The organism is Pseudonocardia petroleophila (assembly GCF_014235185.1).
Classification (GTDB): domain Bacteria; phylum Actinomycetota; class Actinomycetes; order Mycobacteriales; family Pseudonocardiaceae; genus Pseudonocardia; species Pseudonocardia petroleophila.
On sequence record NZ_CP060131.1, the window covers coordinates 3,574,830 to 3,589,317 of the forward strand.

At 75.5% G+C, this 14,488-nt stretch carries 20 protein-coding genes; 12 read left to right on the plus strand and 8 right to left on the minus strand.

Translation table 11 applies throughout. The features are described from left to right. Window positions 1–6: 6 nt before the first annotated feature. Window positions 7–774, minus strand: a complete 768-nt coding sequence (locus tag H6H00_RS17825; protein WP_185716888.1) for an ROK family protein — start codon at window positions 772–774, stop codon at window positions 7–9. Window positions 775–847: 73 nt separating this feature from the next. Between H6H00_RS17825 and H6H00_RS17830 the strand changes: the two genes are divergently transcribed. Continuing rightward, entirely contained in the window at window positions 848–1,237 is a 390-nt protein-coding gene (locus tag H6H00_RS17830; RefSeq protein WP_185716889.1) for a hypothetical protein, read from the plus strand. Here H6H00_RS17830 and H6H00_RS17835 read toward each other — a convergent pair. Then, complete coding sequence (locus H6H00_RS17835; protein ID WP_185716890.1) at window positions 1,234–2,445, minus strand: threonine synthase; 1,212 nt, start codon at window positions 2,443–2,445, stop codon at window positions 1,234–1,236. The two genes, H6H00_RS17830 and H6H00_RS17835, sit on opposite strands and share 4 nt — an antisense overlap. Window positions 2,446–2,781: 336 nt before the next feature. Between H6H00_RS17835 and H6H00_RS17840 the strand changes: the two genes are divergently transcribed. From H6H00_RS17840 to H6H00_RS17850, 3 genes are all read left to right on the plus strand, one after another. Next, a complete protein-coding gene (locus H6H00_RS17840) occupies window positions 2,782–3,429 on the plus strand; it encodes a DoxX family protein (protein ID WP_185716891.1) in 648 nt (215 codons plus the stop codon). A 73-nt stretch (window positions 3,430–3,502) separates the two neighbouring features. Beyond that, the gene (locus tag H6H00_RS17845) at window positions 3,503–4,345 is read left to right on the plus strand and encodes a HipA family kinase (RefSeq protein ID WP_255425236.1); all 843 of its coding nucleotides are present in this window, start codon (window positions 3,503–3,505) and stop codon (window positions 4,343–4,345) included. Then, window positions 4,342–4,746 carry a DUF3037 domain-containing protein gene (locus H6H00_RS17850; RefSeq protein ID WP_185716892.1) on the plus strand — a complete coding sequence of 135 codons (405 nt, stop codon included), beginning with the start codon at window positions 4,342–4,344 and terminating at the stop codon, window positions 4,744–4,746. The genes H6H00_RS17845 and H6H00_RS17850 overlap by 4 nt, the downstream gene beginning before the upstream one ends. 77 nt (window positions 4,747–4,823) lie before the next feature. Here the strand turns inward: H6H00_RS17850 and H6H00_RS17855 are convergent, their stop codons facing one another. Then, entirely contained in the window at window positions 4,824–5,306 is a 483-nt protein-coding gene (locus tag H6H00_RS17855; protein WP_185716893.1) for an SRPBCC family protein, read from the minus strand. A 94-nt stretch (window positions 5,307–5,400) separates the two neighbouring features. On the opposite strand from H6H00_RS17855, the gene H6H00_RS17860 reads away from it, so the two are divergent. Then, window positions 5,401–6,432: a phosphotransferase family protein gene (locus tag H6H00_RS17860; protein ID WP_185716894.1), complete on the plus strand. Its 1,032-nt coding sequence runs from the start codon at window positions 5,401–5,403 to the stop codon at window positions 6,430–6,432. 7 nt (window positions 6,433–6,439) lie between these two features. Here the strand turns inward: H6H00_RS17860 and H6H00_RS17865 are convergent, their stop codons facing one another. Continuing rightward, the gene (locus tag H6H00_RS17865) at window positions 6,440–6,811 is read right to left on the minus strand and encodes a cupin domain-containing protein (RefSeq protein WP_185716895.1); all 372 of its coding nucleotides are present in this window, start codon (window positions 6,809–6,811) and stop codon (window positions 6,440–6,442) included. 59 nt (window positions 6,812–6,870) lie between these two features. On the opposite strand from H6H00_RS17865, the gene H6H00_RS17870 reads away from it, so the two are divergent. Beyond that, a complete protein-coding gene (locus H6H00_RS17870; RefSeq protein WP_255425237.1) occupies window positions 6,871–7,320 on the plus strand; it encodes a MarR family winged helix-turn-helix transcriptional regulator in 450 nt (149 codons plus the stop codon). Window positions 7,321–7,330: 10 nt separating this feature from the next. Here H6H00_RS17870 and H6H00_RS17875 read toward each other — a convergent pair whose 3' ends face one another. Beyond that, window positions 7,331–7,705 (minus strand): PPOX class F420-dependent oxidoreductase, encoded by a 375-nt coding sequence (locus tag H6H00_RS17875; RefSeq protein WP_185716896.1) that lies wholly within the window; start codon window positions 7,703–7,705, stop codon window positions 7,331–7,333. Then, window positions 7,702–9,006, minus strand: coding sequence for a cytochrome P450 (locus H6H00_RS17880; RefSeq protein WP_185716897.1), 1,305 nt, complete (start codon window positions 9,004–9,006; stop codon window positions 7,702–7,704). The genes H6H00_RS17875 and H6H00_RS17880 overlap by 4 nt, the downstream gene beginning before the upstream one ends. Before the next feature lie 92 nt (window positions 9,007–9,098). On the opposite strand from H6H00_RS17880, the gene H6H00_RS17885 reads away from it, so the two are divergent. After that, the gene (locus H6H00_RS17885; RefSeq protein ID WP_185716898.1) at window positions 9,099–9,992 is read left to right on the plus strand and encodes a metallophosphoesterase family protein; all 894 of its coding nucleotides are present in this window, start codon (window positions 9,099–9,101) and stop codon (window positions 9,990–9,992) included. Between the two features lie 184 nt (window positions 9,993–10,176). Here H6H00_RS17885 and H6H00_RS17890 read toward each other — a convergent pair whose 3' ends face one another. Then, window positions 10,177–10,425 carry a type B 50S ribosomal protein L31 gene (locus H6H00_RS17890; protein ID WP_185716899.1) on the minus strand — a complete coding sequence of 83 codons (249 nt, stop codon included), beginning with the start codon at window positions 10,423–10,425 and terminating at the stop codon, window positions 10,177–10,179. 52 nt (window positions 10,426–10,477) lie between these two features. Here H6H00_RS17890 and H6H00_RS17895 point away from each other — a divergent pair, with 52 nt between their 5' ends. Genes H6H00_RS17895 through bluB form a run of 4 tightly spaced genes read left to right on the plus strand, consistent with a single transcriptional unit; the run spans window position 10,478 to window position 12,365 of the window. Further along, window positions 10,478–10,861, plus strand: a complete 384-nt coding sequence (locus H6H00_RS17895; protein WP_185716900.1) for a hypothetical protein — start codon at window positions 10,478–10,480, stop codon at window positions 10,859–10,861. A gap of 42 nt (window positions 10,862–10,903) precedes the next feature. Next, the gene (locus H6H00_RS17900; RefSeq protein ID WP_185716901.1) at window positions 10,904–11,665 is read left to right on the plus strand and encodes a GntR family transcriptional regulator; all 762 of its coding nucleotides are present in this window, start codon (window positions 10,904–10,906) and stop codon (window positions 11,663–11,665) included. A 9-nt stretch (window positions 11,666–11,674) separates the two neighbouring features. Beyond that, on the plus strand, window positions 11,675–11,803 hold the full coding sequence (locus tag H6H00_RS32365; protein ID WP_255425238.1) for a hypothetical protein: 129 nt from the start codon (window positions 11,675–11,677) through the stop codon (window positions 11,801–11,803). After that, window positions 11,793–12,365, plus strand: a complete 573-nt coding sequence (bluB, locus tag H6H00_RS17905; RefSeq protein ID WP_185716902.1) for a 5,6-dimethylbenzimidazole synthase — start codon at window positions 11,793–11,795, stop codon at window positions 12,363–12,365. The genes H6H00_RS32365 and bluB overlap by 11 nt, the downstream gene beginning before the upstream one ends. A 139-nt stretch (window positions 12,366–12,504) precedes the next feature. Here the strand turns inward: bluB and H6H00_RS17910 are convergent, their stop codons facing one another. Next, window positions 12,505–13,002 carry a MarR family winged helix-turn-helix transcriptional regulator gene (locus H6H00_RS17910; RefSeq protein WP_221775575.1) on the minus strand — a complete coding sequence of 166 codons (498 nt, stop codon included), beginning with the start codon at window positions 13,000–13,002 and terminating at the stop codon, window positions 12,505–12,507. Between the two features lie 18 nt (window positions 13,003–13,020). On the opposite strand from H6H00_RS17910, the gene H6H00_RS17915 reads away from it, so the two are divergent. Then, window positions 13,021–14,424 (plus strand): MFS transporter, encoded by a 1,404-nt coding sequence (locus H6H00_RS17915; protein WP_344735924.1) that lies wholly within the window; start codon window positions 13,021–13,023, stop codon window positions 14,422–14,424. Window positions 14,425–14,488 lie beyond the last annotated feature (64 nt).

Sequence of the window (14,488 nt, forward strand, 5' to 3'; positions counted from 1 at the left end):
GTGCGGTCAGGGCACGGCGGGTGCTGGGGCGTCGCCGACGTCGGCGGTGCGCTCCCACAGCGCGATCCCGCCGAGCAGCCCGGAGATGTTGGGCACGATCGTGCGGTTCGGGCCGAGGGTGTCGGGGTCGAGCTTCTTCGCGTTGCCGCCGCCGATGTAGACGTGGTCGGGCAGGACCATCGCCTCGAGGGCCTCCAGCGCGTCGAGCACGCGGGCGCGCCACACGTGCTTGCCGACCTCCTCGCGCTGGTTGTCCCCGCACGCCACCTCGATCGACAGCCCCTCGCCGAACCGGCCGTGCGAGAGCTCCATGTGCGGCAGCAGCACCCCGTCGAAGAAGATCGCGCAGCCGACTCCGGTGCCGAGCGTGATCACCAGCTCCAGGCCCTGCCCGGAGACGACGGCCGAGCCCTGCACGTCGGCGTCGTTGGCCACCCGCACCGGGCGCCCGAACCGCTCCCGCAGCGCGGCCTCCAGCTCGAAGCCGTGCCACAGCGCGACCAGCTCGGGATCGGGGTCCCGCCCGGGCCCGCGCCGGGAGAACGCGGGCACCTCGCGCACGCGGCCGCGGCGGATGGCGCCGGGGAACCCGACGGAGACGCGGTCGTAGGCGGGCTGCGTGGCGGCGAGCGCGTCGAGCTCGTCGAGCAGCACCGGCGGCGTGCACGGGTAGGGGGTCTCGCGGCGGATGCGCTCGGAGGTCATCTCGCCCGCGGGGTCCAGCACCGTGGCCTTGAGGCCGGATCCGCCGATGTCGATGGCAAGGGTGAGCATGGGTGCGAACGCTACAGGCAGGGGTGGTGCCAGCACCCTCCCCGCGTCGCCTCCGGGGCGGTGGAATGTCCCCATGACCTCACTCGTGACCCCCGCCTGGTGGATGGCCGGCGGCCTGCGCAACGTCCCCGGAGTCCTCGCCGCCGGTGAGGGACGGCTCGCGTTCGTCACCGACGACGGGCCGGTGTTCACCGTGCCGCTGGGGGAGGTGACCGACGTCCGCTGGCCGTGGCACTGGTTCGGCGGCGGCTGCCGCCTCTCCGTCGGCGGTCAGCGCTACAACATCACGTTCGTCCGGCCCAACGGGGCGCCGCCGGTCCGGGCGTCCCTGGTGGAGGCGACGCAGTCGCTCGCCGTCGTGCTGTCCCTCGGTGCGGTGCCCGCCCACTCCCTGGCCGGCCTATTCGACGTCCGCAGCGGGCGGAAGGCGGGCGCGGCGTGGAAGGAGGTCCTGCCCCGCTAGATGCGTGCGCCCTTCGGCAGCGTCGGGACGTCGACCGGCACCGTGTCGGGGTAGATCAGCCCGCTGCCGGTGTTGAGGACCACCACGTCCTCGGTGCCGTCGAGCCAGCCGGACTCCCGCAGCCGACCCACCGCCGCCACGCACGCCGCGCCCTCCGGGCAGATCCAGGTGCCCTCGTCGCGGGCCAGCGCCCCCTGGGCCGCGAGCAGCTCGTCGTCGGTGACCGCGATCGCGGTGCCCCCGCTGCTGCGCACGGCGTCGAGCACGAGGAAGTCGCCGAGCGCCTTGGGCACGGTGATGCCGAAGGCGACGGTGTGCGGGTCGGCCGGGGCGGTGCTCGCGTCGAGGCCGGCGTGGAAGGCGTCGACGATCGGGGCGCAGCCCGTCGCCTGGACGGCGACCAGCCGGGGGAGCGGGCCGGAGATCCAGCCGAGCTCCCGCATCTCGAGCAGCGCCTTGTGGATCGCGATGATCCCGACGCCGCCGCCGGTCGGGTAGAGGATCACGTCGGGGCAGCGCCAGCCGAGCTGCTCGACGATCTCGTAGCCCATCGTCTTCTTGCCCTCCAGCCGGTAGGGCTCGCGCAGCGTCGAGGTGTCCTGGAAGCCGGGGCGCCGGGTCACGGCGTCGGCGACGATCGCGCCGGCGTCGCCGATCAGGCCGTCGACGAGGTGCAGCTCCGCCCCCGCGACGACGCACTCGCGCCGGGTGATGACGGGCGCGTCGACGGGCATGGCGATCAGCGCGTCGATCCCGGCCCGCGCGGCGTAGCAGGCCCACGCGGCACCGGCGTTGCCGTTCGTGGGCATCGCGATCCCGGTGACGCCCAGCTCCACGGCCCGCGAGACGCCGACCGCGGCCCCGCGCGCCTTGAACGCCCCGGTCGGGACGAGCCCCTCGTCCTTCATCCGCAGCCCGGGGACGCCGAGCCGGGCGCCGTGGCGCGGGAGGTCGAGCAGCGGGGTCATGCCCTCGCCGAGGGTGACGACGTGCCGTTCGTCGCGGACGGGGAGCAGCTCGTGGTAGCGCCACAGGTCGGGGGCCCGCGAGGCGATCTCCGCCGGCGTGACCAGCGACGACGCCCGTTCCAGGTCGTAGCGCGCGAGGAGCGGCGCGCCCAGCGGCGAGGTGCCCTGGACGACGTCGGCGTCGTGGCGGGAGGCGTCGCGGGAGCAGTCGAGGTGGCTGAGCGTCGAGTACGGGGACACCCCGGCAGCGTGCCCTACGCCCGGCGTCGACGGTGCGTGACCGGCCCGGCGTCGCCGCGGTGCCCGGACGGCCGTGCGCGCTGCTCCGTGTGGGTGGCGCGGGACCGGCCCGGCGTTCACGGTGTGTCGTGCATCACGGCGAACGGCCGGTCACGTGGGGCAACCGGTCGATGGACGTACGGTCACCCGCTGGTGGCACTGAGCCGACTGCTCGTCGCGTCAGGGCGAATGGTCGTCGCCCGATCCCCTGACTGGGTGTGTCCGACCGTCTCCATCGGGTTAGCGTCCCTCACCGAACGAGACAAGTTGATCACCGAGGGTTCCGGAGGCTCCCCCATGAACCGTCCCCTTCCTGCGCCGTACCGCGACGTCGCACTCCTGGTCGCCCGTGTCCTGCTGGGAGTCGTGATGTTCGCCCACGGCTACCAGAAGATGGTCATCAACGGGATCGGCCGCACCACCGAGGGCTTCGAGAGCCTCAGCATCCCGCTCGCGATCGTCTCGGCGTCGTTCGTGACGGTGGTCGAGTTCGCGGGCAGCGCCCTGCTGATCCTGGGCGCGCTCACGCCGTTCGTCAGCGCCGGCAACCTGGTGATCATGGGCGGTGCCGCGGTGTTCGTGCACGCCAAGAACGGCATCTTCGTGGCCGACGGCGGGTGGGAGCTCGTCGGCGTCATCGGCGCCGGGTTCCTCATGCTCGCGGCCTGCGGCCCGGGCCGCTTCAGCGTCGACCACCTGATCGACAAGCGTCGCCACCAGGACCGCGAGGACCTGGCCCGGGCGCAGTCGGCGTGGCCGCGCGGCTCCGCCCCCGTGGAGGCGCCCGTGCCGTTCGCCTCCGCCTACGCCCCGGCCGCCCGCCGCGCCGAGGCCGCGCCCGCGGACCTGTGGACCCCGCCCGGCGGGCTCACCGCCGACGCCCCGCTGCCGCGGCGCAGCGCCCGGGTCCACGCCGCCCCGACGGACGCGCGCACCGCGCGCTGACCCGTCGCCCCTCCGGGCCCCGGCGCTGCGGCGCGGGGCCCGGACGGCCGTGCGGCCCCGGTAGGTTCGTGCCGTGGGGAACCCGCTGCACGTGACGGCCCTGCGGCACGTGACGGCCCTGCGGTACGTCACCCCGCTCCGCGAGGGCGGCTCGCTGCCGGGGCTGATGGAGGCCGACGACCTCGGCACCTACGTCGTGAAGTTCCACGGGGCGGGGCAGGGGCCGAAGGTGCTGGTGGCCGAGGTCGTCGCCGGGGAGCTGGCCCGCGGCCTCGGGTTGCCGGTGCCCGAGCTCGTCACCGTCGAGCTGGACCCGGCGCTCGGCGCGACCGAGCCCGACCAGGAGGTCCAGGAGCTGCTGCGGGCGAGCCCCGGGCTCAACCTCGGCATGGACTTCCTGCCCGGCGCGCTCGACCTCGACCCCGCCGCGTTCGTCGTCGACCCCGGGTTCGCCGGGCGCGTGCTGTGGTTCGACGCGCTGATCGGCAACGTCGACCGGTCCTGGCGCAACGCGAACACGCTGTTCTGGCACGGCGGGCCCTACCTGATCGACCACGGGGCCTCGCTGACGTTCCACCACTCCTGGGCGGGCGCGGAGTCCTGGGTGCGGCGGCCCTACGCGGCGGCCGACCACGTCCTGCTCGGCGCGGCGCCCGACCTCGACGCGGCCGACGCGGCGCTCGCCCCGCTGGTCACCGACGCGCTGCTCGCGCGGGCGGCGGGGGCGGTGCCGGCGCGGTGGCTCGAGGGCGGGCCCGGGCCGGAGGCCTACGTCGCGCAGCTGCGGGCCCGGCTCGACGCCCGCGACGCGTGGCTGCCCGGGGTGCGGGAGGCCGTCGCGCAGCGCGTCGACCGGCCGGTGACCCGCGCCGCGAACCCGCCCGAGTGGCTCACCCGGCGGCGGGGCGGGGCATGAGGCACCCGTTCGAGTACGCGCTGCTGCGGGTGGTGCCGCGGATCGAGCGCGGGGAGGCGATCAACGCCGGCGTGCTGCTGTACTGCCGCGCGCTCGACCACCTCGGCGCCGCGGTCCACCTCGACCCCGCCCGGCTCGCCGCGCTCGACCCGGCGGCCGACGCCGCCGCGATCTCCCGGTCGCTGGACGCGGTGGCGGCCCTGTGCGCGGAGGTCGACACGGAGGCCGCGCGCTACGCGGGGCCGGCGGGGGAGGAGGACCGGGGCCGCCGGTTCCGCCGCCTCACCGCCCCGCGCAGCACGGTCGTGCAGGCCGGGCCGGTGCACACCGGCCTGACCGCCGACCCGGCGGCCGACCTCACCCGCCTGCTGCACCTGCTGGTCCACCCGCCCCGCCCCTGACCCGGCGAGTTCGCCGCTCCCGCCCGGCGAGTTCGCCGATCCCGCCCGGCGAGTTCGCTGTCGGCGCCCGCCGTCGCTCAGCGGGCGGCGTCGCCCAGCCGTGCGATGCTGGCCGCCATCTGCTCCTCGGACACGCGCGGGTACAGGGCCAGGGCGCCCTCGTCGGTCACGCCGCTCCAGTCGTAGGTGTGGGTGACGCGGGTGCCGCCGTCGGAGGTGGGTTCGAGCTCCCAGGCGTAGGTGTGGCCGCTGGGGTCCAGCTCGCCGATGACGTGGGCGAGCGAGCCGGGCGGGTGGATCGACGGCGCCCAGGCGATGCGGCGGCCGGGCTCGAAGTCGGTGACCTCGCTGCGCATCGCGTAGTCGCCGATGCCGTCCTGGTTCATCCGCATGACGAACTCGTCGCCGACCGCGGTGACCGGCCCACCGGACTCGAGCCCGCGCAGCATGCCCGCACCGTCGAGCTCGGTGTGCCGGGCCGGGTCCGCGAGCAGGGCGAACGCCTTGTCCGGTGGCGCGTCGATCGTGCTGCTGACCTGCAGGCTGCGGTCCTCGCTCATGGGTCCTCCATCGACGGTGATGTGGTCGCGTGCGGGTGAATCCACCCACGCGCCGCGGTGGCCGTCAACCGGACCCGTGCACTTGGATGGGCCCATGACGATCGACGCCGTGCCGGCCGCCCCGCTCGCCGAGTGGTTCCGGGGCGCGGTTCCCGGGGTGGCCGACGGCCCGCTCACCGTCACCCGGATCTCGGGCGGGCACTCGAACCTGACCTACCGCATCACCGACGCCGCCGGTGCCGCGTGGGCGCTGCGCCGCCCGCCGACCGGCATGGTGCTGGCCACGGCGCACGACATGGGCCGCGAGTGGCGCTTCCTCGTCGCGCTCGCCGACACGCCCGTCCCGGTGGCGGAGCCCGTCGCGCTGTGCCGCGACCCCGACGTGATCGGGGCCGAGTTCTACGTCATGGGCTTCGTCGACGGCGACGTGCTCGGCGACGAGGCGTCCGGCCACCGCCTCGCCCCCGACGCCCGGTACGCCGCCGGGATCGACGCGATCGACGTGCTCGCCGCGCTGCACGCCGTCGACCCCGACGAGGTCGGCCTGTCGGACCTGCGCCGCCCCGGCAGCTACCTCGACCGCCAGCTCCGCCGCTGGCACCGGCAGGTGCACGCGTCGGACGTGCCCGACCTCGGCGTCATCGACGCCGCGCACGACCGGCTCGCGAAGCGCGCCGCGGAGCTGCCGCCGTCGGACGTGCGGATCGCGCACGGCGACTTCCGGCTGGGGAACCTCGCGGTCGGGCCGGACGGCGCGGTCCGCGCGGTGTTCGACTGGGAGCTCGCGACCCTGGGCGATCCGCTCGCCGACCTCGGCTGGATCATCGCCTCGTGGGGGCGTCCGGGGGACCGGGTGCCGGCCACGCTCGCGGGCCCGAGCCTGGTCGAGGGCTGGCCCGAGCGCGACGAGCTGGTGGCCCGCTACGCGGAGCGCTCCGGTCGCGACGTCGCCGACCTGGACTTCTACGTCGCCTTCGCCCGCTGGCGCTCGTCGTGCATCGGGGCCGGGGTGTACAGCCGCTACGCCGGGGGCGCGATGGGCGTGGCCGAGGACGCCGAGGTGCTCGCGGCCCGGCTCGAGGCGTTCCACACCCAGGCGCAGGCGGCCCACGACGCGCTGGGCTGAGGGGCGGTCAGGCGATCCACGGCGGCAGGACCGGCTCGCCGTCGACCGGCGTGGCCCGCGCCCCGGCCGGGGCGGCGACCACCGCCCGGAACGGCTCGACGGCGTGGATGCGGCGCGGCACGCCCGCGGGCAGGACGAGCGCGTCGCCGGGTCCGAGGTCGTGGTCGGTGCCGTCGACCCGCGCGGTGGCGCGGCCGTCGAGGACGGTCCAGACCTGCTCGACGTCGAACGCGTGCTCCGGGCCGGCCGCGCCGGGCGTCATCTCGACGCTCCACACCGCGAGGCGCGTGGTGGCGCCCTGGGTGGGGGAGGCGTGGGTGGTCATCGTGGCGTTCGGGGTGGTGGTGCGGCGGGCGTCGGCGTGGCGGACGAGGGGCACGGCACTCTCTCCTATGATGGACAACATGGTTGTCGAGATAGTGAACCTGGTTGTCCATCGTGTCAACTGACCTGCCGCTGCTGCTCCTGCAGGGCTTCCGCGTCCTCATCGACGGCCTGCACGCCGAGCTCGCCCGCCAGGGGCACCCCGACGTCCGCCCGGTGCACGGGTTCGTGCTGCAGGCCGTCGCCGACGGGTGCCCGGCCGTCGAGCTGGGGAGGCGGCTCGGGGTCACCAAGCAGGCGGCGGCCAAGCACGTCGAGGCGCTGGAGGGGCTGGGCTACCTGCGTCGCGACCCGGACCCCCGCGACGCCCGCGCCCGGATCGTCCGGCGCACCGAGCGCGGCGAGGACTGCCTGCGCCGCTCCGCCGGCATCCTCGGCGACCTCCGCGCCGGCTGGGCCGCGGCCCTGGGCCCGGACCGCGTCGACGACCTGGAGCGCGACCTGCGGACGGTCACCGCGGACGCCCCGCCGCGCGTCGACGTGCCGGGGTGGCTCGGGCCCTGAGCGGGGGCGGTCAGGTCAGGGTGATCGACAGGGCGGCCGGGCCCGCGCCGCGGCGGGCGGTGACGGTCGTGAGGATCCGGCCGAGCAGGCCGTACTTGCGTCGCACCGCGTCGCGGACCGTGCGCAGGCCGGTCTCGTCGAGCACGCGGGCGGTGCCCGGGACCGCGGGGCCGCCGACGTTCCCGCGGCGGTCGCACACCGCCAGCGTCACCTCGCCGGAGCGGCGGGCGCGCTTGACCTTCCCCGTGCCCTCCATCGTCCAGACGCCGATCGCGCCGCCGTCGAGCGGGACGACCCAGACGGGCGTCGGCACGCCGGTCCCGTCGCGGCGGAACGTCGTGAGCTGCACGAACTTCGCGTCGGCCAGCGACGTCGGGGCGGTCATGCGTCGACGGTAGCGGGGGTGAGCCGCACCGGCATCGCGTCGAAGCCGCGCAGCACGCGGGTGGGCCTGCGGTGCGGCGGCCCGGCGGGGGTGAGTCCGGGGAAACGGTCGAACAGCGCCCGCAGCCCGACCTCGCCCTCCATCTTCGCCAGGCCGGCGCCCAGGCAGTAGTGGACGCCGCTGGAGAACGCGATGTGGTCGCCCGCGTTGGGGCGCGTGACGTCGAACGCGGCGGGGTCGGTGAAGACCGCCGGGTCGTGGTTGGCCCCGCCGAGCATGATCACGACGACCTGTCCGGCGCGCAGCGGCTCGCCCGCGACGGTGGTGTCGCGCAGCGCGATCCGCCCGGTGCGCTGCACGGGGGAGTCCAGGCGCAGCACCTCGTCGACCGCCCGCGGCCACAGCGACGGGTCGGCCTGCAGCCGGGCGAGCTGGTCGGGGTGCGAGGTCAGCAGTGCGGCGCCGTTGCCGATCAGGTTGACGGTGGTCTCGAAGCCCGCGGCGAGCAGCAGCATCGCGATGGAGGTCAGCTCGTCGTCGGAGAGCTTGCCCTCCTCGGCGTGCGCGTGCACGAGGGCGGACAGGATGTTGTCGCCGGGATGGCGGCGCAGGTGCGCGAAGTGGCCCCGCATCCAGTCGGCGAGCGCGTTCAGGTCGCTCTCCGAGCGCCGGAACTCCGACCACCGCAGCCCGGCGTCGAGCGACAGCGCCCCGCCCGCGCCCCACTCCAGGAACTGCCGCCGCATCTCCACCGGCGCCCCCAGCATCTCCGCGATGACGGTGGCGGGCAGGAGAGCGGCGTAGTCGTCGATCAGGTCGGCCCGCGGGCCGTGCATCCCGTCGAGCAGCCCGGTGGCGATCTCCTCGGTCCGCGTGCGCAGTGCGGCGACCGCCTTCGCGCTGAACGCCCTGGTCACGAGCTTGCGGTAGCGGGTGTGGTCGGGGGCGTCCACCGACAGCATCGACGGCGGCGTGACCGGCCCGAGCGGTCCCCGGCCGCCGGCCGCCACCAGCGCGCGCAGCGCGGCCGGGGCGCGGCCGCTCGGCCCGCCGACGACGCCGCAGTCCGGGCTGCGCAGGATCGCGGTGGCGACGTCGTGGTGGGCGGTGTTGAGCACGATGCCGTTGTCGACCAGGCGTCCGCGCCCGCGCAGCTCGTCGTAGTGGCCGAACGGGTCGGCGATGACGGCCTCGTCGACCATCAGCCGGGCGGTCGGGTCACCGGCCTTCACCCGGCGCTCGACGGCGCGCCGGATCATGCCGTGCCGCAGTCCCCAGCGGATCGCCTGACGGACCACCATGTCGACCTCCCAGAACCTACCGTCGGTAACCCCGCCCGAACCTACCGGCGGTAACCACGGTCGCGCCACCGTCGCGTGGTAGGAGTTGCCCGGTGAAGCTGTGGGCGGTCAGCGATCTGCACGTGCGCCATCCCGACAACCGGGCGATCGCCGAGGACCTCCGTCCGGAGTCCGCCGACGACTGGCTGATCGTGGCCGGCGACGTCGCCGAGCAGGTCGACGACGTCGTGCGCACGCTCGCGCTGCTGCGCAGCCGGTGGGCGCGGGTGCTCTGGGTGCCCGGCAACCACGAGCTGTGGACGCGCACCAAGGACCCCGTGCCGCTGCGCGGCGTGGCCCGCTACGAGCGGCTGGTCGCGGAGTGCCGCGCGCTGGGCGTCGACACCCCGGAGGACGAGTTCCCCGTGTGGACCGGGCCGGGCGGGCCGGTCGTCGTCGCGCCGCTGTTCCTGCTGTTCGACTACTCCTTCCTCCCCGACGGCGCGACGACGTCGGAGGACGGCCTGGCGATCGCGCGCTCGGCCGGGGTGGTCTGCACCGACGAGTTCCTGCTGTTCCCCGACCCGTACCCGGACCGCGCGGCCTGGTGCGCCGCGCGCGTGGAGCAGACGCGCCGCCGCCTCGACGCGCTGGACCCGGCGCTGCCGACGGTGCTGGTCAACCACTGGCCGATGACCCGGCTCCCCACGCTGGTGCTGCGCCACCCCGAGTTCGCGCTGTGGTGCGGCACCACCGCCACCGCCGACTGGCACGTGCGCTACCGCGCGCGGGCGGTGGTCTACGGGCACCTGCACATCCCGCGCGTCACGGTCGAGGACGGCGTCCGGTTCGTGGAGGCGTCGCTGGGCTACCCGCGGGAGTGGAAGGCGCGGGCCGAGCGGCGAGGGCGGGCCGAACCGGTGCCGCGCCAGGTCCTGCCGGTACCCGCGAGCCTCCCGGATCCCGGAACCACCACCACGTCAGCACCCAGGCCAGCGGCCCCGTGACGACGAGGATCGCGATCGCCAGCCAGCCCGTCTCGTAGACGAAGCCGGTGGCGACCCAGCCCGCGATCCACAGCGCCATGAGCGCCGTGCGCCGGCGGATCAGCCGGCGGTGGACGACCGTCAGCGGCTCCCGCATGTCGGTGACGACCACCGCCCGGCTCCGGCGCACGACGCCAGTGTCCCCCTAGCGGCGCTTCCCGTAGCGCCGGTTGAACTTCTCGACCTGGCCCGCGGCGTCGAGGACGCGCGCGCCGCCGGTCCAGAACGGGTGCGAGTAGGCGGTGACGTCGATCGTGACCAGGGGGTAGGTGCGGCCGTCGGTCCAGACCACGGTCTCCCGCGAGGTGGCGGTGGACCGGGTCAGGAACCGGTCGCCGGTGGACTGGTCCTGGTAGACGACGGGGCCGTAGGCGGGGTGGATGTCCGGTCGCACGGCGAGCTCCTCAGTAGTTGACAACGATTCTCGTGTGCATCAACGTAGCGGCATGGCCTCGTGTTCCGGGTTCACGGCCCTGTCCTGCGTCTCGGCCCGCTGCGGGGCGGGCGATCCGGCGACGGTCGGGGCGGAGGTCGTCGCGGAGCTGCGGGCGGTGGTGCGCGCCAGCACCGACGGGGTGCTGGTCGGCACGGGGTGCGTCCTGGGTGCCGGGTGCGCGGCGCGCCCGGTCGCGCCGGTGGTCGTCGTCCAGCCCTGCGACGACCAGCGCAGGCCGACGTCGTGCGCGGTGCTCGTCGGCCCGCTGCGCACGAGCGCCGACGTCGCGGCGCTCGGGGCGTGGCTGCGGGCCGGGGACCTCGACCCCCGCCTGCTCCCGGTGCACCTGCTCGACCAGGCGCGCCGGGCCGGGTTCCGGCGCGCCCGACCGTGACCGGTGGGGGACGCCCGGGGGCGGGCGTGATGGGATGGCGGCATGACCGGAGCGCGTGCACTCGACCGCGCCCGCCCGGAGCCGCTGTGGGCCCAGCTCCTCACCGACCTGCGCCGACGCCTCGAGGCGGGCGAGTTCGCCGACGCCTTCCCCGGCGAGCTGGGCCTCGTGGGCGAGTACGGCGTGAGCCGGCACACCGTGCGCGAGGCGCTGCGCCGGCTCCGCGACGAGGGCACGGTCGTGGCCGGGCGGGGGCGCACGCCGCGGCTGGCCGAGCCGACCGAGATCCGCCAGCCGCTCGGCGCCCTTTACAGCCTGTTCTCCTCCGTCGAGGCGGCCGGGCTGAGCCAGCGCAGCGTCGTGCGGACCCTGGAGGTGCGGGCCGACGGGGTGATCGCGGCGCGGCTGCGGCTGGAGGAGTCGACGCCGCTGGTGTACCTGGAGCGGCTGCGGATGGCGGGGACCTCCCCGCTCGCCGTCGACCGCGTCTGGCTCCCGGAGCGCATCGCCGCCCCCCTGCTCGACGTGGACCTCACCCACACCGCGCTCTACACCGAGCTGGCGCAGTCCTGCGGGGTCACGCTCACCGGCGGCCGCGAGGACATCCGGGCGGTGATCCCGACGCCCGCCGAGCGCGACCTTCTCGCCGTCGGCCCGGACGTCGCCGCGTTCGCGATCGAGCGCCTCGGGCTCGTCGGGACGGAGGCGGTGGAGTGGCGGCACACGCTGGTGCGCGGAGACCGGTTCACCGTCACGGCCGACTTCTCCGCCCGCGGCGGGTACCGCCTCGGCCTCACCCGCTGACCGTCGCGCGTGACCGTCCCGCTGTCCCTGCAGCACACCGCGGCCCCGGCCGGCCTGCGCCGGGTGCTGGTCGTGCTGTGCGCGACACTGGGCAGCGTGCCCCGTACCGCCGGTGACATCGCCCGTGATGTCCCCTGACCTGTACGACGTCATCGCCCGCCGGCGTGACGTCCGCACCGAGTTCGTCGGCGGCCCGCTGGACGAGGACGTCCTGTGGCGGGTGCTCGGCGCCGCCCACCGCGCCCCGAGCGTCGGGTTGACCCAGCCGTGGGACTTCGTGGTGGTGCAGGACCGCGCCGTGCGCACCCGGTTCGCCGCGCACGTCGAGCAGCAGCGCCGGGCGTTCGCCGCCGGGCTCGACGCCGAGCGGGCCCGGCGGTTCGGCCCGATCGCGGTGCAGGGGATCCTCGACGCGGCCGCCGGGATCGTCGTCACCTCCGATCCGGAGCGCGGCGGCCCGCAGGTCCTCGGCGCGGCGACGATCCCGGACACCCTCCTGTACTCGACGTGCCTGGCGGTGCAGAACCTCTGGCTGGCCGCGACGGCGGAGGGCTGGGGCGTCGGGTGGGTGTCGTTCTACCGCGAGCCGTTCCTGCGCGGGCTGCTCGGCATCCCGGCGCCGCTGCGGCCGGTGGCGTGGCTGTGCGTGGGGCCGGTGAGCCACCTGGAGGAGGTCCCCGACCTGGAGCGGCACGCGTAGCGGGAGCGGCGGCCGCTCGCCGACGCGGTGCACCGGGAGCGGTACGCGGCGCCACCACCGTGATCGCCGCCGCTCGCACCCCGCCACCTCGGTCGTCGGGACGGCCCGGCCGGGGGCCGCGGCGTGCGGCCCGCACCGGTCAGCGGCCGGCGGTCGATCCCGCGGCGGACGGGGCCGCGCTCCGGTCCGGCCGCGGCCACGGCTGCGCCTGGCGGGCCTCGATGTCCTCGTTGAGGCGGCGCAGGACGTCGCGGAGCTGGGCGCGGTCGTGGTCGGACCAGTCCTCGAGGACCCGCCCGATCCCGCCGCGGTAGGCCGCGCGGTCGGCCGCGAGCCGCCGCCGGCCTGCCCCGGTGGGGCGCAGCAGGTGGGCCGGGCCGCCGTCGGGGTCGGGGATCCGCTCGACCAGCCCGGCGCGACGCATCGCCCCGACCTGGCGGGTGACGGTGGAGATCTCCAGCGTCAGCGCGTCGGCGATGCCGCGGGCGGTGAGCGGGCCGCCCGCCTCGAGCCGGCTCAGCACGACGTAGGCCGAGCGGTCGAGGGCGCCCGGCACCTTCGTGTGGACGGGGGACAGGTGATGGCGCCCGATGAGCATCAGCTCGCGCTCGATCGCGCCCAGCGGATCGTCGGTCACCATGTGTACGGTACACAAGTGAAGCCTCGTTCCCCCCGGCTGGTCGTCGCGGCCCTGTGCTCGGGCGGGATGCTCGCGTCGTTCATGCAGACGCTGGTGATCCCGCTCGTCCCGAGCCTGCCCCGGCTGCTCGACGCCTCCCCGGCCGACGCGTCGTGGGTCGTCACGATCACCCTGCTGGTCGCCGCCGTGATGATGCCGGTCACCGGCCGCCTCGGTGACCTCTACGGCAAGCGCCGCGTGATCCTGGCCTGCTTCGCCACGCTGATCGTCGGCTCGGTGGTGGTGGCCGCGGGCAGCGCGCTGATCCCGGCGATCATCGGGCGCGGGCTGCAGGGCGCCGCCATGGGCATCATCCCGCTCGGGATCAGCATGATGCGCGACGTCCTGCCGGCCGAGCGCGTGGGCTCGGCGATCGCGCTGATGAGCGCCACGCTCGGCGTCGGCGGGGCGATCGGGCTCCCGGTGTCGGCGATCGTCGCCGAGAACGCGACCTGGCAGGCGCTGTTCTGGCTCTCCGCCGCGCTCGGCGCGGTGTGCCTGGCGGCCGTCGCCGTGATCGTGCCCGAGTCGCCGGTCCGCGCGCCCGGCCGCTTCGACGTCGTCGGCGCGATCGGGCTGGGGATCGGGCTGGTCAGCCTGCTGCTCGGGGTCGTGAAGGGCGCGACATGGGGCTGGGGGAGCCCGCTGACGGTGGGCGTGTTCGCCACCGGGGTCGTCGTGCTGCTGGTCTGGGGCCGGGTGCAGCTGCGCGTCCGCGACCCGCTCGTCGACCTGCGGGTGTCGGGGCGGCGCCCGGTGCTGCTGACCAACCTCGCCTCGATCGTCGCCGGGTTCGCGATGTTCGGCACGTCGCTGGTGTTCCCGCAGCTGCTCCAGGCGCCCGCGGAGACCGGCTACGGCCTGGGTCTGACGATGCTGCAGGCCGGACTGGTGATGGCCCCTGGCGGGCTGATGATGATGGTGATGTCGCCCGTCTCGGCCCGGCTCACGGCGGTGCGCGGGCCGCGCACCACGCTGATGACCGGACTGGCCGTGATCGCCGCGGGCTACCTCGCGACGACGTTCCTCACCGGCTCGGTGCTCGCGATCCTGCTCGCGACGGTGATCATCAGCAGCGGCGTCGGCATCTCCTACGCCGCGATGCCCGCGCTGATCATGGGGGCGGTCCCGGTCGAGCAGTCCGCGGCGGGCAACGGCCTCAACTCGCTGATGCGCTCGGTCGGCACGGCCACCTCCAGCGCGGTGACCGGCGTGGTGCTGGCCGGGTTCACGATCAGCGCGGCCGGCTCGGTGTTCCCGTCGGAGGCCGGGATCATGGTGGCGCTGCTCATCTCCGCGGGGGCGTCGCTGGCCGGCCTGGTCGTCACCGTGTTCATCCCGAAGCCCGTGCGCGCTCCGGAACCGGTGCCGGTCGGCTGAGTCCCGGGCCGCCGGGGCCGTGATCCGGCCCCGGGGTGGCGGGAGCCGCGACGGGTGCGGCAGG